Genomic DNA, 18,966 nt, shown 5'->3' on the forward strand with positions numbered 1-18,966 from the left:
ACTCTATGGTAGATTATTTCAAGAAGAAAGCAGTGAATTCAAAAGATGATATATTATCCGGACTAACAGTGGCTTTGGCTTTGGTTCCCGAAGCAGTTGCATTTTCCTTTGTGGCAGGTGTTGATCCATTAGTCGGTTTGTATGCTGCCTTTATGATTGGATTAATCACTTCAGTATTTGGTGGTCGTCCGGGTATGATTTCCGGTGCAACAGGATCAATGGCAGTGGTGTTGGTGAGTCTGGTTAAGGAAGGCAACCAAATGGGAATGAGCATGGCAATTCCTGTTGAGAATATGGGTTTAAACTATTTATTCGCTACTATTATTTTAGCCGGTGCTATTCAGTTTTTGGCTGGAGTTTTCCGCTTTGGTAAATTTGTTCGATTAATTCCACATCCTGTAATGATGGGTTTTGTAAATGGTTTGGCGATTGTAATTTTTCTATCGCAATTAAGTATGTTTACCGAAAACATAGGAGGGGCTTCTACCTTTTTACACGACTCAAAACTTTATACGATGATAGGTTTGGTAGGATTAACGATGGCAATCATGTACTTCCTTCCCAAATTAACTACAAAAATTCCAGCAGCCTTAACTGGAATCTTAGTTGTATCTGCCATTGTTATTTTTGGTCAACTGGATGTGAGCACGGTAGGTTCATTTATTAGAGATGGTGGTGGCACCGGACTAAAAGGGGGTCTGCCAAGTTTTCAAACTCAATTGTTCCATATGATTCCACTCAACTGGAGCAGCATTAAATTTATTCTTCCCTATGCTGCTATTTTAGCTGCTATTGGATTAATAGAATCATTGATGACTTTAAATTTATTGGATGAAATTACCAAAAGCCGTGGAAATGGAAATCGTGAATGTATGGCTCAGGGTGCTGCAAATATCGTTACCGGATTTTTTGGTGGCATGGGTGGATGCGCTATGATTGGTCAATCCCTGATTAATGTAAATTCGGGTGGCAGAGGAAGATTATCTGGTGTGGTTGCGGCAATTACCTTACTGATATTTGTTTTGTTTGCTGCTCCATTTATCGAAATGGTACCTATAGCTGCATTGGTTGGGGTAATGTTTATGGTAGTTATTGGAACCTTTGCATGGTCTAGCTTTGGCATTTTGCATAAAATTCCCAAATCGGATGCTTTCGTTTTGATTTTGGTATCTGGCCTAACCGTGGTTTTTGATTTAGCCATAGCCGTTTTAGTGGGAGTTATTGTTAGTGCTTTGGTATTTTCGTGGGAAAATGCACGTAGGATTCGAGCTCGAAAAACTTTCCGATCTGACGGAACTAAGATATATGAAATTTGGGGTCCTTTGTTCTTTGGATCCATTACAACCTTTAGTAATAAATTTGATGTCGAGAACGATCCTGTCTCTGTGGAAATAGACTTTATTGAATCTCGTGTATCGGATCACTCCGGAATTGAAGCTATTCGAAATTTGGTACAGAAATATGAATCTGAAGGGAAAGTTATTAAACTAAAACATCTTAGTGAGGATTGCATCAAGCTACTTCAACGTGCTGATGATCATTTAAAAACAGTTATCATTCGTGATATTGACGATCCAAGATATTATGTGGTTACTGATAAAATGAAAATCGAATAGTAGATATTTGCTATGGGAATTCGATTCTCATGCTTTTTTTTCACCTCCTTCGTGCATTGAAGGAGGTGTTTTTTTTCAGGATTCTCAAGAGGACTGTATCCACTTATGGAACCTAAGCAAGAGCATAAAAAAAGGCTGAAATCCATAAGGAATCAGCCTTTCAATTGTATTTTACTATTATTATTGTTTTAATAACTTTTTGGTGATTTTATTACCATTTTTCGAAATGAAAGTGATAAAGTACATTCCTCGTGGCAGATTGCTAAGCGAAATCTGGCTTACCGGAGCTTTTACTTCAATAATATTTCGTCCGGTAAGATTAGAGATGTGTAAGGATTCTACCTCACTCATATCCGTAAGATGAATTTCGGTAGTTGCAGGATTTGGATAAAAAGAAGGGATTCCTTCAGCGTATAAATCCTCAATTCCTGTTGGATTTTCAGTTGTAAAAGACCAAGTGGTGGCATCGCTTATTCCTTCGAATGCCGCACCCATATCGCTAACAAAGGCATTGTTATCAATTTGAATATTGTATTCGGTAGCGGTTTCTAAATCGTTAGGAAGATCAATGGTAACTTGTTCACTATTGTAAGTAACTGATGCATCCGATGCCAATATCTCCATTACCTTATTATCACCGTTAAAAACTAATATACTACCATTCCCGGCTATTACTTCCTTATCGAAGGTGATTTCCAAATCGGTATCGAGCGAAACATTATCGCTGTCGTCCTCTGGCGAAAAAGACACCAAAGCAGGAGGAATGTAGGTAGTGGTGAAAGACCAGGTAGTCTTATCTGCTATTCCTTCGTATACATTCGAGGCAGCATCAATAATAGCACCTTGATCAACAATAGCATAGTATTTTGTGCCTTCTTCAAATTTAGCTTCCGGATTAATCAAAACGGTATTGTTGCTAAAATTAACACGAACATTGCTTACGTCATAGCTTTCAAATACAGTATCATCCGCATCTCTCTTGATTGTGATATTGCCAGTACCTTCCTTTACTTCTTCCGAAAAGGTAAGAACCAGATTTGCAGTAAGAGAAACTCCATCCGCTCCGTTTGCCGGGCTAAATTCTGTTACTGTAGGACTGGTGACATCTACGGCATCGCCAGTCCAGATTTCGTTCACCCATTCCGGATGATCGATAAAAGGATTACGATTATTCTGGATTGTATAAACCTTTTCGTTGCGTGCTCTTTCGGTATCATCAACAGGATCTTGCTCGTTCCATTGCAGTAGGGTAGACAGCTTACCAAAATAAGGTTCGGTATATTTATCTTTACTGTAGCTCATGTCGTTGGTTAATTCCAGATCGGGATCGCCATTATCGCCTTCGTAGCAAACAGCCATATAAAAAATCATTCTGGCAATGTCCCCTTTTACAGCATCGCGAGGTTCCCACGAGTCACTGTCTGATTTACATTCGGTAGCTTCGCTATTTGGCGTTCCTCCATTGTCGTAAAACAAGTTGCTGCGGTCGGTGTTCACACTGCGGTCGCAGGCACGAAGGTGGTGGATGTCGGTACCTGCACCTGGGGTAGTTCCAAAATTACCATGCGATTTAGCCCAAATATGTTCGCGATTCCATGCATCCTGATCACCAGAACCAGTATCGTGATGTGTTTTGGCATCGCTTCTTCCTGTATAAATCAGGATTACATTATCGGGATTGTTCGGATCCTCATCGGCAGCATCCAATGCATCCCAAACATCAAAGTCGGAGGAGGTATAAGGAAGCTCGGTGTGAGGTCGAATGATGGTGTGCAAACTGGTTTTTAATTCATTTCCGGTTTTGCCTGTTGCATTTTGGTAATACGTATCAATAGAGCTTTGAGCCCAGGACGAAAATCCAAATGCCAATAAAACTGTTAATACAGATAAAAATTTTAAGCGTAGAGATCTAATCATATAATATGCCTTAACGTGTTAATTACAAGGGTTGAGTAGCATAAAAATGGTTGTGCGGTTGTAAAGTGTTACGACAATTCACAAGAAAAGTGACAAATGCAGTCGTAAAATCTGGTGGCAAATTATGAAATAATCGGCACACAACCTTAGCTTTCGCAGATATTTTGATAAAGGAGCAAAAAAAATCCCACCGAAGTGGGATAGGGTATTCTTATTTCAATTTTCTATGCTTTTTTGTTCATCAGAAGCTTGTCGTAGAAAAAGAGTGCAACAACTGCAAAAAGTCCGATTGCTAAAATAATATACCATATCCGGGAAGGATGGTAGGAGCTCCACAGATAATTGGTAAGTTCCCGGGGATTCATATTCATAGCCTTTGCTGCCTGATTAAAGTATTCGTTCTGAGAAAGGCCTTCTGAAATTTCGAGACCTCTTTTCATCACTTCATGTTTTACAAATTCGGTTTTGTCCGACATACTTTGATACACGTTACCTGAAATGATACCGGCAAAAACATTACCCAGAAAGACAGGAATAAAGGAATATCCCATATAAAGAGCTTTTTTATCGGAAGGAGCAATTCGACCGATGTATTCTGTAATTTTTGGTGATCCGGCCATTTCACCAATGGCAAAAATATAGATGGCTGCAAAAGTAAACAGAACGTTTTGCGAAAATAAGGTTAAAGACATACCGATGGCACAAACCAAAAAGCCTGACATCATGGTACGAAGTGGTTTCCATTTCATTACAATGGTAGAAACGATAATCTGGAAAATAATGATGAATAAAGCATCGAAATTAGTGATGAATTCGGCTTCCATTTGTCCGTTATGAGCACTATAGTTTTCACTGATAAATGGGATGTAAGTATGAAAAAATGAGTAAACCACACTGGTGTCAACCCACTGGGCAATAAATACAGGAAGCGTAAAAAACAACTGATTGTACATGGTCCAGAAACCTGCAACAATTAGTAGGAACAGCATAAATTTGAAGTCCTTCAAAACCAGGCCAATATTTTTAAATACTTTGCTTAAGGAGGTTGTCAGAGAATCCTCGTTTACTTGTCGGTTTGGTTCTTTGTAGAATAGTAAAAGAATAAAGTTTAAGGCAATAATTCCAGCCGAGATGTAAAACACTAAATTGTAGGAGGAGTTTTTGTATAATAAGGTTATCATAGGACCAAAAAAGGCACCAATGTTTACCATCATATAAAAAATTCCAAATCCGATTGAAGAAGTTTCGTCAGTAGTAGTTTTCGCAATGGTGGCCGATATGATAGGTTTAAACAAGGCAGCTCCCAAGGCTAGATATAGGTACATTGCGAACACTCCAGTAAAAGTGTCGGCCATTGGCAGTAAAATAAATGCGGATATGTAGACAGTAAAGGCAATATACAGTACTTTTCTGTATCCATATTTGTCGGCGATAGAACCTGTAATTACGGGTAGGAAATACAAAATTCCGGTACCAACTCCCATGATAATTCCTTTTTGTGCTTGGGTAAATTCCAAACCTCCGGCATCTGATGATCCGGTTAGGTAGTTGGCAAATAGCATGAAAAAGCCATACCAGGCCCATCTTTCAAAAAGTTCTATCGTGTTAGCCACCCAAAAAGTACGGGGGAATTTTTTAAAAACGCTTGCAATGCTCATGTTGTTGAGATTTATAGTTGTATAAAATGAATTGCTTGCTTAAAATTTGATGGTGATACCATTACCGCTGAATATCACTCTTTGATTTTTTCTTTTTTGAAAATAAAGCCCTGCAAAGTAGCCAATTCCTCCGCCTAAAACAACATCTGATAGCCAATGCTTATTTCGATACATTCTGGCAAAGCTCACCGATATTGGAACAGCATATAACCATTTGCTATATTCTTCGGCAAAAGGAGTGATTATCGACCAGGCAACAAAGGAGTGTCCTGAGGGCATGGATTTGGCTCCATCACTTTCGTTGTCAAAAGCATGGAAATGCATGCTGCCTCGGTTTAGGTAGGGTCTGGATCTTCCGCTTACATTTTTAATTCCTTCGGTAAGCATTGCACCTATTATCAGAGCTTTTGCCGAGTTGAGAGCCGTATTGGAAAGTCTGTCATTTTTAATCGCTTTACCAATAAGCCAGGTGGCAAAGGTTGCCGAACCCATAATCTTTTTCTCTCCCAATTCATTGGCGAAGTTGGTGTAATGTTTCAGGAAAGGAGATTGATTCGATTGAATTTTGTCATGTGTCCATTCGTCTAATAAAAAGGAGGAGCCTAATAATCCACCAAATATAATTAGGTGCTTTGCACTAAATACTTCTTTTCCTAATCCGGGATTTAATTTGTGTTTTGTTGGTTTTGTGTTTGAGATAGTATCAGTTTTTAGCTGACTAAAAACGCTAAGCGGAAGCACTAGTAATACAACTAAGACTGCTTTAATAGAAGAATGTTTCACGAAGGATAAGTTTAGAATTCCAACAAAAATAGAAGAAATTTTGGATGGAGTAGGGCTAAAATGAAAAAAGCCACCCGTAATGGATGGCTTTTCTGCTCCCCCTCTAGGACTTGAACCTAGGACCCCCTGATTAACAGTCAGGTGCTCTAACCAACTGAGCTAAGGAGGAATTAAATTCCTAATCTTATTTTACAACCATTTAGGATGGTTTTTGCTCCCCCTCTAGGACTTGAACCTAGGACCCCCTGATTAACAGTCAGGTGCTCTAACCAACTGAGCTAAGGAGGAGTATAACTCCTAATCTTATTTTACAACCACTTAGGCTGGTTTTTGGCTCCCCCTCTAGGACTTGAACCTAGGACCCCCTGATTAACAGTCAGGTGCTCTAACCAACTGAGCTAAGGAGGAGTATAACTCCTGATTTTCTTCTGAATTGTACATTTAGCGTACGTTCTAGAGGAAAATTGCGATGCAAAACTAATAGGATTTGTTCAATAATACAACATCTGCCTGAATATTTTTTCAAAAAAATACGTTTTGATATGAATTTTGTACACCTGTGCAAATGCAGTTTTGTTATCTGATTGTAATTCAACCTGCATGGTTAAGAAGAGAGGAATGAAGCAAAGTTGGAAAAAATAGAGCTTGAAGAATAAGCTTAGATCGTTTTTACGATAGTAAGTCGGATAAAAAACAGTTTTTGAAATCTCGACAAGAAAAAATTTATTGTAATTTTGGGAGGTAAATAAATATTACACTAACAGATCAAAACAACAAATACTCATGTACGGAAAATTCAAAGACTATTTGGCAGAGGAAATACAATCCATTAAAGATGCCGGTTTGTACAAAAGCGAAAGGATCATTACGAGTCCTCAGGGAGCAGAAATAAAGGTGAATACTGGTGAGACTGTTTTAAACTTTTGTGCCAATAATTATTTAGGCTTATCGTCTCATCCGAGAGTAATTGAAGGAGCTAAGAAAGCTTTGGAAACTCATGGTTACGGAATGTCCTCGGTTCGTTTTATTTGTGGAACTACTGATATTCATAAAGAATTGGAGCAAAAGATTGCTAAATTCTTCGGGATGGAAGATACTATTTTATATGCGGCTGCTTTTGATGCCAATGGTGGTGTTTTTGAGCCTTTATTTGGTAAAGATGATGCTGTAATTTCTGATGAATTGAATCATGCTTCGATTATTGATGGTGTTCGTTTGTGTAAAGCAGCTCGTTATCGCTACAAACATGCCGATATGGCTGATTTGGAAGCTCAATTGAAAATTTCTCAGGCGCAGCGTTTCAGAATTATCGTTACCGATGGCGTATTTTCAATGGATGGAGACATTGCGAGATTGAATGAAATATGCGATTTAGCTGATAAGTACGATGCTTTGGTAATGGTTGATGATAGTCATGCCTCCGGATTTATTGGACAAACAGGACGCGGCACCCACGAATATCACAAATGTATGGATCGTGTGGATATTATTACCAGTACATTAGGAAAAGCATTGGGTGGTGCATTAGGTGGATTTACTACAGGAAAAGTAGAGATTATCGAAATGCTTCGTCAGAGATCACGTCCGTACTTGTTTTCCAATTCTCTTTCTCCTGTAATTGTTGGTGCTTCCATATCAGTAATTGATATGCTTAGTGAATCAACGGAATTACGCGATAAGGTAATTGGTAATGCAAATTATTTCCGTAAGGGGTTATTGGAAGCAGGTTTTGATGTGAAACCTTCCGATTCGGCAATCAATGCCTTGATGTTGTATGATGCAGTTCTTTCGCAGCAATTTGCAGCCAAGCTTTTGGAAGAAGGAATTTATGTTATTGGATTCTATTATCCTGTAGTACCAAAAGGACAAGCCAGAATTAGAATTCAATTATCAGCAGCTCATAGTAGAGAGCATTTGGATAAAGCATTAGCAGCTTTCATTAAAATTGGTAAAGAATTAAAAGTGATTGAGTAATATCATTTCTATATAACAGAGCCGGAAACACTAATGGTTTCCGGTTTTTTTCCGTTTAAAAAATTATGGTTTGAAAATCATGGAGTGGCAATCCATAATTTATTTGACTATTTTACATTGCTTGAAAGTTATTTTATTAAAATTCATATGAAACGCCTTAGTATTATTCTTTTTACCTTTTTTTTGATAGGAACAGCATCGGCACAATTGCACCGACACGATAATTATATCTGGGGAATAAATACTGGAGCTGTTTTGCCAATAGGAAAGTTTGCAGATGTCTCTAAAGCAGGATTGGATTTGAGCATTTCAGGAAAATGGTTCATGAATGAGCAAATAGCGGTTGGAATGGAGGTCGGTTACCAGAATTTAGGTCAGGATGATGAATTTTGGAACGGAGCCAATATTGGTAAGAATAATGTTACCTACGAATTAGTTCCTCTTGTGCTTACCGGAACCTATTTTTTTAAAGCCTGGGATCGGGATTTCAGACCTTATGCGAGCTTAGGTTTTGGATATTTTTTCTATAAAAATAAAGTGAGATTTAATTCTTTTAGCACGGAAGCCTATCCCTTCAATGGAAATCCATCTTTGAAATATAAGATCAGTGAAAATAAAGTTGGCTTAATGCCTTCTTTGGGATTTTTATATAACCTTAACAAGCAACTAGCCTTGGATATTAGTACTCGCTATACTTATATCCCAAATTTTGCGAAATTCAGAAGTGTTAACCAAACATTCACAAATACAGCGGAAGGCTATGAAAATAAATATATAGTTGAAAATTATGCCATGGGCTTTACCAAAATATCTACGATCACAGTATCTGTTGGTTTGTTTTATCGTTTTTAGAAAAGGCCATGAATTTTAGCTTCTACTTTATCAACAATATTATTTAAGTCTGCCGGGTTTTTTAGAAAATCAATATTGTCTGCATCCACTATCAGTAAGTTTCCGTGTTTGTAGTCTTTCACCCAATTTTCGTATCTGTCGTTAAGGTTCTTTAAATAATCCAGCCGAATAGTTTCTTCATATTGGCGACCTCTCATTTGAATTTGGTTCACTAGGGTAGGAACAGATGATCTTAAGTAGATTAATAAATCAGGTGCCTGAACCATGGAGCTCATCAATTCGAATAGGTTACAATAATTCTTGAAATCTCTTTCCGACATAAGTCCCATGTCGTAAAGGTTAGGTGCAAAAATCATCGCATCCTCAAAAATAGTTCGATCCTGAACTACATGTTTTCCAGAATTACGAATCTCCATGATCTGATTGAATCGGCTTTTCAGAAAATAAATTTGAAGATTAAATGACCATCTCTGCATTTCATCATAGAAATCATTTAAGTAGGGATTTTCATCCACATCTTCAAAATGGGCTTCCCAGCCATATTGTTTTGCGAGTAGCTCTGTCAACGTTGTTTTTCCAGAGCCTATATTACCGGCGATTGCGATATGCATAATCGAATATTATTTTGTCGGCAATGAGAGCCGATCGATAAATCAACAAAAAAAATTAAAATAATCCGTGAAGTTGGGCATCAATTTTATTAATCACCTCACTTAGATGTTTGGGGTTTTGTAGAAAATCAATATCATCTACATCAATAATTAAGAGCTTGCCAAGATTATATCCTCCGATCCAAGCCTCGTATCTTTCATTTAATCGTTTCAAGTAGTCCAAGCGGATTGTTTCTTCGTAATCGCGACCTCGTTCTTGTATGTGTTTTACCAAAGTAGGAATGGAGGCTCGCAAATAAATCAGTAAATCCGGTGGTTGAATTAAAGGACTCATGATATTAAAAAGAGAGAAATAATTATCAAAATCTCTTTTTGGCATTAAACTCATCGATTCCAAATTAGGCGCGAAAATATAGGCATCCTCATAAATGGTACGATCCTGAATAATATTTTTACCTGATTTGCGAAGTGCCAATACCTGATTAAAACGGCTATTCAAAAAATGAATTTGTAAGGCAAATGACCAACGCTTCATGTCTTCGTAAAAATCATTTAGGTAAGGGTTTTCGTCAACATCTTCGAAATGAGCTTCCCATCCGTAATGCTTTGCTAGTAATCCCGCAAGAGTAGTTTTGCCAGCACCGATGTTACCTGCAACTGCAATATGCATATTTATGTTTACTTTTATAGATAAATGCAACTAAAATTAAGAATATTTTTTGGGAAATCCATTGAGAAATATAAAGTGATATTGCAGCAGGTTTTTAATCAGAAACTTATATTTCTTATTGATATTGATTTTTCATTAGAAAGATAAATTTTGTCACGAAATAAAATGGCCTTGATGAATCCTGTTGGGATTTTGTATAATAATGAATCCGATTGGGATTTGGCATTATATTCGTAGACAGCACTGTTTTTTTGATATTGAAAAGTATTTTTATAGAAGGAAATATTGTGTTTGTCTGGTAAATGAATTTTAGCGAGAAATTGTCCGTTTTGGTCAAGTTTAATAACATCCTGATTTCCAGAAAATAAAAATAGATTGCTATTATATTCCTTTATTTTTCGCACGGGAAGCGCATCATAAATTGAATTTACAAGGAGGCTTTCACTTATAATTCCTCCTTTTGCCGAAATATGAAAAGCTTGATTCTCATTTGAATTGTATATCCAAAATCCTCCTTTTTGTGAGCTACAAACCTGTTCTGTTTCATTATCCGAAAAGTCATATAAATCGATTTCTGTTCCAATTTTTGAAAGGTTTCGATCTAAAAAAAGGATTTGATTAAAATTCTTGTAAAACAGGAGAATTCGCAAAGGATCGGAAACATCTACGGAGGAAATAGTTCCCAAAGAGGAGTTTGCAAAAGAGCATATTTGACGACCCTTAGAATCAAATTTCACAATTTCCGAATTATTTACAACATAGATGTAGCCAAAGTGATCGACTTCAAAAAAATCATGAGCATAATTTAGATCAACTTGATTCTGTTGCAACAAGAGATTTATAAAAATTAGAAATAGGTGCATGGTAAATTAATGGTTTTCAGTCAAAAGTTCTTCGATTAATTCGCGATTATTAGAAAGTCTGGGAACTTTATTTTGTCCTCCCAATTTACCTTTTCGTTTCAACCAGGAATAAAATAATCCTGCTTTTGCAATGGTTATATGTGGTTTTTCCAGAGTAATATTTTTATATCGTTTTGCTTCATAGTCCGAATTCAAGCTCATCAAAGCATTGTCTAATACAAAATTAAATTCATCAATATTTTGAGGTGGATTTTCAAATTCAATTAACCATTGGTGCGCTCCTTTTTGATTTTTATCCATAAAGATGGGCGCGGCGGTATAATCCTTAATAATTGCATGCGTTTTATCACATGCAATTTGCATAGCTTTTTCCGCATTATCAATAATTAATTCCTCACCAAATGCATTTATAAAAAGCTTTGTCCTACCGGATATTTTAAATTTGAATGGTTTTTTAGAAGTGAAATAGATAGTATCTCCAATTAGGTAACGCCATAAACCTCCATTTGTAGTAATTAAAAGAGCATAGTTTTTATGAAGTTCGATATCTTCCAGACTAATGGTTTTCGGGTATTCCTTATTCAAATCTTCCAGCTTAATAAATTCATAGTAAATACCATAATCTAACATTAACAGCATAGAATCGTCTAAAGGATTGTCTTGAATTCCAAAAAATCCCTCTGAAGCATTGTAGGTTTCCAGATAGTTCATTTGAGCGGAGGGAAGCATTTCTTTGAATTGTGCTCTGTAAGGAGTGAAGTTAACTCCTCCATGAACAAAAAGCTCTAAGTTCGGCCAAATTTCATGAATATTGCTTTTTCCCGATACCTTTAGGATATTCTTAAGTAATACTAAAAACCATGAGGGAACACCCGATAGACTTGTTACATTCTCGTTCAAGGTTGCCTCAGTCATCTTTTCCAATTTCTCTTCCCATTCATCCATTAATACAATAGAGGTATCAGGGGTGCGAATAAAATCGGCCCAGAAAGGTAAGTTCTGAATTAGTATTGCAGATAAATCTCCATAATATGAGTCGTTTTTAACGTTGTTTATCTGATGAGATCCACCAAGCGTTAAACCTTTGCCACGAAAAATTCCGGTTTCAGGAAAAAGGGAGGTGTAAATGGCCAAAATATCTTTTCCACCCCGAAAGTGACAATCCTCCAGAGCTTCTTTACTTACAGGTATGAACTTGCTTTTGGAATTGGTTGTTCCTGAGGATTTAGCAAACCATTTTATTTCTGAAGGCCAGAAGATATTTTGCTCTCCTTTTCTTAGCCTACCGATAGAATCTTGTATATCTTCATAGCTTTGAACCGGAAGTCTTTCCTGAAATGTAGCGAGAGATTGAATCGATTTAAAATCGTACTTTTTTCCCCATTCCGTATTTTCAGCATGCCCAAGAAGTTGATTGAGGATTTCTCGCTGAGTATCAATCGGATGATTTTTAAAAAAATCGATCTGCGAGAGTCTTTTGGTATTTAGCCAGCTAACAAGAGAGTTGATTAAAGCCATGGTCATCAGTTTTACTGTTTTAAATATAAAGATTTTTTAATTGCTTTCCCTGCTCTTATGGATATTAAATACTGTAATTATGTTGATTTTTTCTATATTTGAGGAGCATTGTTAATTAGAAACTATTTATTTATGAATATTCTCGATATTTTAATTGGACTTCCATTATTGTATGCAATTTATAAAGGATTCACCAAGGGATTAATCATTGAAGTGGCTACGCTTCTTGCTTTGATTCTGGGTATATATGGTGCGATTCATTTCTCCGATTTTACTGCAGAATTTATAAAAGAAAAATTTGATTATAATTCGCAATACATGGGTTATATATCGTTTGTAATCACCTTCCTATTGATAGTTGTGGTAGTAAATTTATTAGGAAAATTACTGAATTCATTGGTAGAAGCGGTGGCACTGGGAATTGTAAACCGATTGTTGGGAGTATTGTTTGGCTTGTTAAAGGGTATTATAATATTAAGTATTATAGTCCATTTAGTCGATTACGTCGATAAAAAATTCAATTTTATTTCGGAAGAAAAGAAATCGGAGAGTTTGCTTTACGAACCAATGCAGACAATTTCTACAACATTGTTTGATCTTTTCGATTCTGATTTTGCAAGTGCCAAAGATAAAATTAAAGAAAAAGTGAAAGATACATTACCCGTAGAAGTATAATGAAACAAACCCTAAAGAAGTATATTCAAAAACTCCCACGTAGAAAATCTTTTCATTTTGAGGGATTTTGTCCGAATTGTGAACATCCTGTTAATGGAAAATTTTGCACTAATTGTGGCCAGTCTGTAAAAGATTTTCATCGTCCATTTTGGAGTGTTCTTGGCGATTCTGTAAGCGATGCACTTTCTATTGATAACAAATTTGTGCGTACGACTATTCCGCTTTTGATTCGTCCGGGATACCTTACCAAGGAATTTATGCGGGGAAGAAGAGCAAAGTACACACCACCATTTCGACTGTATTTGTTCCTTACATTTTTTGCTTTCTTGCTCTTAGCACATAATCACAAACTAGAAATGGATGCTGCAAAAAATTTAACATTTGAGAACGAGAAGGGCAACACTGTGGATCTATTATCCATGCTTGATGATTTTTCGAATGAAAAAGAGACAACTTCGGGAAATTCTTTGGCGGATTCCATTGCTACCAAAGAGAATCAAAAAGAATTATTGAAGTTGAGTTCGACTTCGGACTCTTTGGTGAAGAATCAATCGAGTAAAAGAAAAATTGAAGTCTTCGGCAATGAATTGCAAAATAGCAATATAAAAAGGCTGATTAATATGTGGCGTTTGAATCCAAGCCTGATGATGGATACTGCCTTCAAAAAGCTATCTCAAACATTATTGTTAATTTTACCGCTTTTTGCTTTATTCTTAGCCTTACTCTATATTAGGCGAAAGTATTATTTAATAGAACACTTACTGATATCATTAAATTTTCATTCTTTTATCTTCATTATTGTAATTATAAGTGAGCTGTTAATTATGACAGGAATAGAAATGCTGCATGATTTTGCATTTTATCTTTATCTGCTTATTCCTTTTCAATTACTTTTGGCGATGAAATTTTATTATCGGCAATCCTGGATAAAAACGATATTTAAGTTTTTTATTCTCTCCTTTATCTATAATATAATGCTGATTTCAGGGATTTTCTATAGTCTGATTTCTTTAGCTGTATAATTGATCTTTTTTACAGCTATCATGAAATACTAAAATGCTTATCTTTGACCTTCAAATTAGAAAATTGATAATTAGAACAATATCAGGAAAAAATTAGAAGAATGAATTTTATTGAGGAACTCCAATGGCGAGGCATGATACACGATATGATGCCAGGAATAGAAGAACAACTGGAAAAAGAATTAACTTCTGCGTATGTAGGGATTGACCCAACAGCAGATTCTTTACATATTGGTCATATGGTTGGTGTGATGATGTTGAAACATTTTCAGGTTGCAGGCCATAAGCCAATCGTTTTGGTTGGTGGAGCTACAGGAATGATTGGAGATCCATCCGGGAAATCGCAGGAGAGAAATTTGTTAGATGAAAGCACGCTTCGCCACAATCAGGAATGCCTGAGAGCACAGCTTTCAAAATTTATGGATTTTGATTCTGATGCTGCTAATGCAGCAGAGATGGTGAATAATTACGATTGGATGAAAGACTTTTCTTTTTTGGATTTTATTCGTGATATTGGTAAGCATATCACAGTAAACTACATGATGAGTAAGGATTCTGTGAAAAAGAGATTGAGTGCCGATTCAAAATCAGGAATGTCGTTTACTGAATTTACTTATCAGCTGGTTCAGGGAACAGACTTTTTAGAGCTTTATCGTTCTAAAAACTGTAAACTTCAGATGGGCGGATCCGATCAGTGGGGAAATATCACTACAGGTACGGAGTTAATCAGAAGAAAAGAGGGCGGTACTGCATGGGCAATCACCTGTCCTTTAATCACAAAGGCTGATGGAGGGAAGTTTGGAAAAACAGAATCCGGAAATATATGGTTAGATGCTAAGAGAACTTCGCCATATAAATTTTATCAGTTTTGGCTGAATACTTCCGATGAAGATGCGGAAAAATATATTAAAATTTTCACACTGCTTTCAAAAGAAGAAATTGCAAATTTAGTGGAAGAACATAAAGAAGCACCACATCTACGAAAGTTGCAACAACGATTGGCGAAAGAAGTTACAACAATGGTACATTCAGAAGAAGATTACAATATTGCTGTTGAAGCTTCGCAAATATTATTTGGAAAATCTACTGCTGAGGTGTTGCGAAAATTAGATGAAAATACTTTTTTGTCGGTTTTTGAAGGAGTGCCACAATATCAGGTAAGTAAATCTGAATTTGAGAAGGGTGTCGATATTCTGGAACTTTTGGCAGTAAAAACAGATGTGTTTCCATCAAAAGGAGAATTACGCCGATTGTTTAAAGGGAATGCAATTAGCATTAATAAGGAAAAGAGTCAAAATGAAGGACTTATTGTAACTCAGGAACATTTGATAGCAGACAAGTATTTTCTGGTTCAAAAAGGCAAAAAGAATTATTTCCTTATTGTTGCTTGTTAATTTGATGCTTATCGTTTAATTTTAAGTGATAATATGCAAATGAATTATAACCAAATCAAAAACGAAAAATAAAATCTATGAAAACATTGAAGTTTGTCCTTATCGTTCTGTTCTCTGTAGTTTTAATGAGTTGTGGTGGCGGTGGCGGAGGTGAGAAAGTAGATGAGATTGCCCCTACACTTACAATAAACAAGCCAACTGCAAGCCAAAAATTAGCTGCTGGTGCAAATTTAAACATCGATTTTACTGCAAAAGATAATGTTGCTTTAGCTTCTTATAATGTGACAGTTGCTTATGATGGTGTAAAATCAGTTAAAACTGTTCAGGAATTTTCATTCAACAGTATTGCAGACAAGGATGCTGATGGTAATAATTTACCAACTATTTCCGGAACAAATCAAACGATTAATTTTGATATTGCAACAACTGATAATGCTACCCCTGGAAGTTACAAAGTCTCTGTAACTGTTAAAGATGGGACTAGTAATAGCGTGAGTAAGAATGTTGATTTTGAAATAGAATAATACAGAACTGTTATTGTTATATAGAAAAAGGATTGACTTGTCAATCCTTTTTTTTATGTGATAGAATTGAATTCTATTCCGAATAGGGAAATATCATCAATAACAGCTTTGTTCTTTTTACCTATATCAATATGATGAATTAAGTCTGAAAAAGTGTCTGAGATATTTTTGGGAGTTCCAAATAGTCTGGTTAAAATTTGATTCCCAACTTCCATTTGGTCCCCATGTTCTAATTCTACCAGTCCATCCGTAAAGCAAAGTAATTTGGAATGATCTGAGATTACCATTTCTCCAATAGTGATTGCTGGAATTTCATCAAGCATACCTAATCCTATGCAGCCTTTTTTAAGGTAATCTATTTTTAGTGTTTTATAGTTATATAAAATCGGAGGGTGATGGCTGGCGTTTATATATTTTAATTTTCGAGTAGTATAATTGTATACTCCTATGAAAAAAGTGAGAAATTTATCACTACTGGAGTTTTCACAAACCTTTTGATTTAAGGTATGCATTAATTTATCCAGAGGAATGTCGGGACGAAATAATGCCCGAAGTGTGGCTTGAAAATTAGACATGATTAGTGCGGCAGGAATTCCTTTTCCAGATACATCACCAATACAGAACCCAAGTTCCTTATCGTTGAAATTAATAAAATCGTAATAATCACCACCAATTTCATAATGGGGCTGATAATATCCGCGAGTACTAATGTATTGATTTTGAGGCAAAGTATTTTGATTTGGTATCAATAAACTTTGAATTTTAGAAGCAAGTTCCATTTCTTTTTTAAAAGCTTCCTGAATCAATAATTGCTTATACATGCGCTTATTTTCCATGGCAACAATTATAATGTTGGTAATGGTCTGTATAAAGCTTAGGTGTTTGATAGCAGGACTCATTCCTTCCATCTCTTCATCGATATCGCCAATTAGTACATATGCCAGCATCGAATTCTTGTGGAAAACTGGAATTAGAAAATCAAAGACCCAAAGAATTTCCGGAAGATCTCTGGATATATAAGTTATTTCAGTAAAATTACTTAAATGTTGTTCTATTTGAATTTGGTTTATGATATCAGGAGAAATGCCTGAAACTAAAAGCTGATCCCAAGAAGTGTTAAATTTAAAAACAGCAATTTTCCCGATCTTCAATTCCTCAAATAGAATCTGCTCATATTGTTTTAATAATTCTTCAATGGAAAGATTCTCGTTGATCGCCTGCGTAATTTTTAGGATAAGATTTAGTTTAAATCTACTATTAACAGATTGTTGTTTGATCACGATAGCGGGATTAAGGTTTACGCTAATTTAATAATTATCGACTCATAAGACAATCGAGGACGTATAATAAAAAAAAGGATTCCATGAAGAATCCTTTTTATATGATGAGTTTCGTAAAATTAAGCTTTTACGCGTTCTACATATGCGTGAGTGCGAGTGTCAATTTTAATTTTATCTCCTGTATTGATAAAAAGAGGCACCATTATAGTAGCTCCGGTTTCAACAGTAGCTGCTTTTAAGGAGGAAGTTGAAGAGGTATCTCCTCTAATTCCTGGTTCTGTGTAGGTAATTTCCATTGTTACGTGAGCAGGAAGTTCAACATACAATGGTGTTTCGGTATCTGCATGAAAAACAGCTTCTACGTTATCTCCTTCTTTTAATAAATCAGGAGCATTAAATAGTTCTTCAGGTAATGCAATTTGCTCATAAGTTTCTGTATGCATTAAATTATAGCCCATATCATCCTTATATAAAAATTGATGAGGACGTCTTTCAATACGAGCTATGTCAATTTTTACTCCCGAGTTAAAGGTGTTATCAATTGTTTTACCTGTTTTTACATTTTTTAATTTAGTTCTTACAAAAGCAGGACCTTTACCCGGTTTTACATGTTGAAATTGAGTGATGGTATATAAATCACCTTTGAAATGAATACAAAGTCCATTTCTAAAATCTGCAGTAGATGCCATGATATTTTGAAATTAATTTTTGAGTGTCTAAAAAATTATTTGTCAGAGCTCTAAAACTCTTTTTGCTTTGCAAAAGTAAGAGAAACAATTAATATTCTAAAATATTAAATGCCTTTGTTTAAATAAGAAGGCTAGTGCTAATTAGTCGATTCTTTATTGTTCAGAAGAGTTTTTGTAGAAAAATTAGAAAAGTTAATTAGATCACATCTGAGTGATCCTAGGAATAAATCAAATTGAACCCGAACAGGAATCTTATTTGAATCTGCTGAGATCCAAATCGTCATATCGTCTTCATCTTTAAATGCTCTTCCCGTTTTTACTATTGGAATAAATTTATAACATCTCACCTCACCAATTTTGCTATCCACATTTTCGTATCCCATAAAGCGAAACTGAAGAAGGAATTCCTCGTCAGAAAAATAGGTTTGTATTTTGATTATTTCCCCAATTTTTAAATCGGAATTAAAATGATGTGCTCTTGCAAAATAAAAGGCTGAAAGAATATCATGAATACCTACAGGAACATCTTTAACTCCCGTACGCTGACTCTTAATTTGATTTTTTCCCCTATCAAAAAGTACTTCATTATATCTCTTGTAGTTTCCTTCCCGAATATCCCGAATAGCCTTTATTGGCAATAGAGTCTTCTTACTGATATAACTCTCGTAGGTGTCTTTTACGCGATATAAGGAATTAAATAAACCAACAGTTTTACCTGTAAGGGTCGCATGATAAATTTCTGATGTGCCATATTTTTCAGGCTTCAGTTTGAGGGATGCTTTGCCACCGCGAACAAATCCATAATGAATTACATATCGCAAGTACTCTCCCTTTTCTCTTTTCTTAGCAGGGTTTTCGCCTAAAATGTTAAATCCCAGGAAAAGCATTAAAATTATTGAAAGAGTATACTTGATCATACG

17 protein-coding genes and 3 tRNA genes are annotated in these 18,966 nt (G+C 35.7%); 7 read left to right on the plus strand and 13 right to left on the minus strand.

Annotation, left to right across the window (positions count from 1 at the left end):
* Nucleotides 1–5: 5 nt before the first annotated feature.
* A complete protein-coding gene (locus DLK05_RS08465; protein ID WP_127343581.1) occupies nt 6–1,616 on the plus strand; it encodes a SulP family inorganic anion transporter in 1,611 nt (536 codons plus the stop codon).
* Between the two features lie 180 nt (nt 1,617–1,796).
* Here DLK05_RS08465 and DLK05_RS08470 read toward each other — a convergent pair whose 3' ends face one another.
* From DLK05_RS08470 to DLK05_RS08495, 6 genes are all read right to left on the minus strand, one after another.
* Complete coding sequence (locus tag DLK05_RS08470) at nt 1,797–3,533, minus strand: endonuclease (protein WP_127343582.1); 1,737 nt, start codon at nt 3,531–3,533, stop codon at nt 1,797–1,799.
* A gap of 224 nt (nt 3,534–3,757) precedes the next feature.
* Nucleotides 3,758–5,191 (minus strand): MFS transporter, encoded by a 1,434-nt coding sequence (locus DLK05_RS08475; RefSeq protein ID WP_127343583.1) that lies wholly within the window; start codon nt 5,189–5,191, stop codon nt 3,758–3,760.
* A gap of 39 nt (nt 5,192–5,230) precedes the next feature.
* The gene (locus DLK05_RS08480) at nt 5,231–5,974 is read right to left on the minus strand and encodes a phosphatase PAP2 family protein (RefSeq protein ID WP_127343584.1); all 744 of its coding nucleotides are present in this window, start codon (nt 5,972–5,974) and stop codon (nt 5,231–5,233) included.
* A 95-nt stretch (nt 5,975–6,069) separates the two neighbouring features.
* Nucleotides 6,070–6,143 (minus strand) — tRNA-Asn (locus DLK05_RS08485).
* Nucleotides 6,144–6,188: 45 nt separating this feature from the next.
* Nucleotides 6,189–6,262, minus strand: a tRNA-Asn gene (locus DLK05_RS08490).
* A 43-nt stretch (nt 6,263–6,305) separates the two neighbouring features.
* Nucleotides 6,306–6,382, minus strand: a tRNA-Asn gene (locus tag DLK05_RS08495).
* Nucleotides 6,383–6,757: 375 nt separating this feature from the next.
* Between DLK05_RS08495 and kbl the strand changes: the two genes are divergently transcribed.
* Nucleotides 6,758–7,948, plus strand: a complete 1,191-nt coding sequence (gene kbl / locus DLK05_RS08500) for a glycine C-acetyltransferase (RefSeq protein ID WP_127343585.1) — start codon at nt 6,758–6,760, stop codon at nt 7,946–7,948.
* Between the two features lie 147 nt (nt 7,949–8,095).
* Nucleotides 8,096–8,800 (plus strand): OmpW family outer membrane protein, encoded by a 705-nt coding sequence (locus DLK05_RS08505; RefSeq protein WP_209319796.1) that lies wholly within the window; start codon nt 8,096–8,098, stop codon nt 8,798–8,800.
* Here the strand turns inward: DLK05_RS08505 and DLK05_RS08510 are convergent.
* The 4 genes from DLK05_RS08510 to DLK05_RS08525 form a co-directional block, all read right to left on the minus strand.
* On the minus strand, nt 8,797–9,411 hold the full coding sequence (locus tag DLK05_RS08510; protein WP_127343587.1) for a deoxynucleoside kinase: 615 nt from the start codon (nt 9,409–9,411) through the stop codon (nt 8,797–8,799). The genes DLK05_RS08505 and DLK05_RS08510 overlap by 4 nt on opposite strands.
* 55 nt (nt 9,412–9,466) lie before the next feature.
* Nucleotides 9,467–10,081, minus strand: a complete 615-nt coding sequence (locus DLK05_RS08515; RefSeq protein WP_127343588.1) for a deoxynucleoside kinase — start codon at nt 10,079–10,081, stop codon at nt 9,467–9,469.
* A gap of 98 nt (nt 10,082–10,179) precedes the next feature.
* Nucleotides 10,180–10,911 carry a hypothetical protein gene (locus tag DLK05_RS08520; protein ID WP_127343589.1) on the minus strand — a complete coding sequence of 244 codons (732 nt, stop codon included), beginning with the start codon at nt 10,909–10,911 and terminating at the stop codon, nt 10,180–10,182.
* Nucleotides 10,912–10,950: 39 nt separating this feature from the next.
* Entirely contained in the window at nt 10,951–12,462 is a 1,512-nt protein-coding gene (locus DLK05_RS08525) for a GH3 auxin-responsive promoter family protein (RefSeq protein ID WP_127343590.1), read from the minus strand.
* Between the two features lie 132 nt (nt 12,463–12,594).
* Between DLK05_RS08525 and DLK05_RS08530 the strand changes: the two genes are divergently transcribed.
* The 4 genes from DLK05_RS08530 (at nt 12,595) to DLK05_RS08545 (ending at nt 16,077) form a co-directional block, all read left to right on the plus strand.
* Nucleotides 12,595–13,137 carry a CvpA family protein gene (locus tag DLK05_RS08530; RefSeq protein WP_127343591.1) on the plus strand — a complete coding sequence of 181 codons (543 nt, stop codon included), beginning with the start codon at nt 12,595–12,597 and terminating at the stop codon, nt 13,135–13,137.
* Nucleotides 13,137–14,159: a DUF3667 domain-containing protein gene (locus tag DLK05_RS08535; RefSeq protein ID WP_127343592.1), complete on the plus strand. Its 1,023-nt coding sequence runs from the start codon at nt 13,137–13,139 to the stop codon at nt 14,157–14,159. Before DLK05_RS08530 ends, DLK05_RS08535 begins: the two co-directional genes overlap by 1 nt.
* A gap of 101 nt (nt 14,160–14,260) precedes the next feature.
* On the plus strand, nt 14,261–15,553 hold the full coding sequence (gene tyrS / locus DLK05_RS08540; RefSeq protein WP_127343593.1) for a tyrosine--tRNA ligase: 1,293 nt from the start codon (nt 14,261–14,263) through the stop codon (nt 15,551–15,553).
* A 77-nt stretch (nt 15,554–15,630) separates the two neighbouring features.
* On the plus strand, nt 15,631–16,077 hold the full coding sequence (locus DLK05_RS08545; RefSeq protein ID WP_127343594.1) for a DUF4625 domain-containing protein: 447 nt from the start codon (nt 15,631–15,633) through the stop codon (nt 16,075–16,077).
* A gap of 53 nt (nt 16,078–16,130) precedes the next feature.
* On the opposite strand, the gene DLK05_RS08550 is transcribed toward DLK05_RS08545, so the two are convergent.
* From DLK05_RS08550 to DLK05_RS08560, 3 genes are all read right to left on the minus strand, one after another.
* A complete protein-coding gene (locus tag DLK05_RS08550; protein WP_127343595.1) occupies nt 16,131–17,357 on the minus strand; it encodes a GAF domain-containing SpoIIE family protein phosphatase in 1,227 nt (408 codons plus the stop codon).
* A 119-nt stretch (nt 17,358–17,476) separates the two neighbouring features.
* A complete protein-coding gene (gene efp / locus DLK05_RS08555) occupies nt 17,477–18,046 on the minus strand; it encodes an elongation factor P (protein WP_127343596.1) in 570 nt (189 codons plus the stop codon).
* Between the two features lie 137 nt (nt 18,047–18,183).
* Nucleotides 18,184–18,963: a DUF3108 domain-containing protein gene (locus DLK05_RS08560; protein ID WP_127343597.1), complete on the minus strand. Its 780-nt coding sequence runs from the start codon at nt 18,961–18,963 to the stop codon at nt 18,184–18,186.
* Between the last annotated feature and the right edge of the window lie 3 nt (nt 18,964–18,966).

It is taken from the genome of Ancylomarina longa (assembly GCF_003996985.1).
In the GTDB taxonomy this organism is placed as follows: Bacteria; Bacteroidota; Bacteroidia; order Bacteroidales; family Marinifilaceae; genus Ancylomarina_A; species Ancylomarina_A longa.

What these genes read in the sequence shown, in the direction of transcription:
- DLK05_RS08465 (WP_127343581.1), top strand. Translation starts at nt 6, where the DNA reads ATGGTAGATTATTTCAAGAAGAAAGCAGTGAATTCAAAAGATGATATA.
- DLK05_RS08470 (WP_127343582.1), bottom strand. Translation starts at nt 3,533, where the DNA reads ATGATTAGATCTCTACGCTTAAAATTTTTATCTGTATTAACAGTTTTA.
- DLK05_RS08475 (WP_127343583.1), bottom strand. Translation starts at nt 5,191, where the DNA reads ATGAGCATTGCAAGCGTTTTTAAAAAATTCCCCCGTACTTTTTGGGTG.
- kbl (WP_127343585.1), top strand. Translation starts at nt 6,758, where the DNA reads ATGTACGGAAAATTCAAAGACTATTTGGCAGAGGAAATACAATCCATT.
- DLK05_RS08505 (WP_209319796.1), top strand. Translation starts at nt 8,096, where the DNA reads ATGAAACGCCTTAGTATTATTCTTTTTACCTTTTTTTTGATAGGAACA.
- DLK05_RS08510 (WP_127343587.1), bottom strand. Translation starts at nt 9,411, where the DNA reads ATGCATATCGCAATCGCCGGTAATATAGGCTCTGGAAAAACAACGTTG.
- DLK05_RS08515 (WP_127343588.1), bottom strand. Translation starts at nt 10,081, where the DNA reads ATGCATATTGCAGTTGCAGGTAACATCGGTGCTGGCAAAACTACTCTT.
- DLK05_RS08525 (WP_127343590.1), bottom strand. Translation starts at nt 12,462, where the DNA reads ATGGCTTTAATCAACTCTCTTGTTAGCTGGCTAAATACCAAAAGACTC.
- DLK05_RS08530 (WP_127343591.1), top strand. Translation starts at nt 12,595, where the DNA reads ATGAATATTCTCGATATTTTAATTGGACTTCCATTATTGTATGCAATT.
- DLK05_RS08535 (WP_127343592.1), top strand. Translation starts at nt 13,137, where the DNA reads ATGAAACAAACCCTAAAGAAGTATATTCAAAAACTCCCACGTAGAAAA.
- tyrS (WP_127343593.1), top strand. Translation starts at nt 14,261, where the DNA reads ATGAATTTTATTGAGGAACTCCAATGGCGAGGCATGATACACGATATG.
- DLK05_RS08545 (WP_127343594.1), top strand. Translation starts at nt 15,631, where the DNA reads ATGAAAACATTGAAGTTTGTCCTTATCGTTCTGTTCTCTGTAGTTTTA.
- efp (WP_127343596.1), bottom strand. Translation starts at nt 18,046, where the DNA reads ATGGCATCTACTGCAGATTTTAGAAATGGACTTTGTATTCATTTCAAA.
- DLK05_RS08560 (WP_127343597.1), bottom strand. Translation starts at nt 18,963, where the DNA reads ATGATCAAGTATACTCTTTCAATAATTTTAATGCTTTTCCTGGGATTT.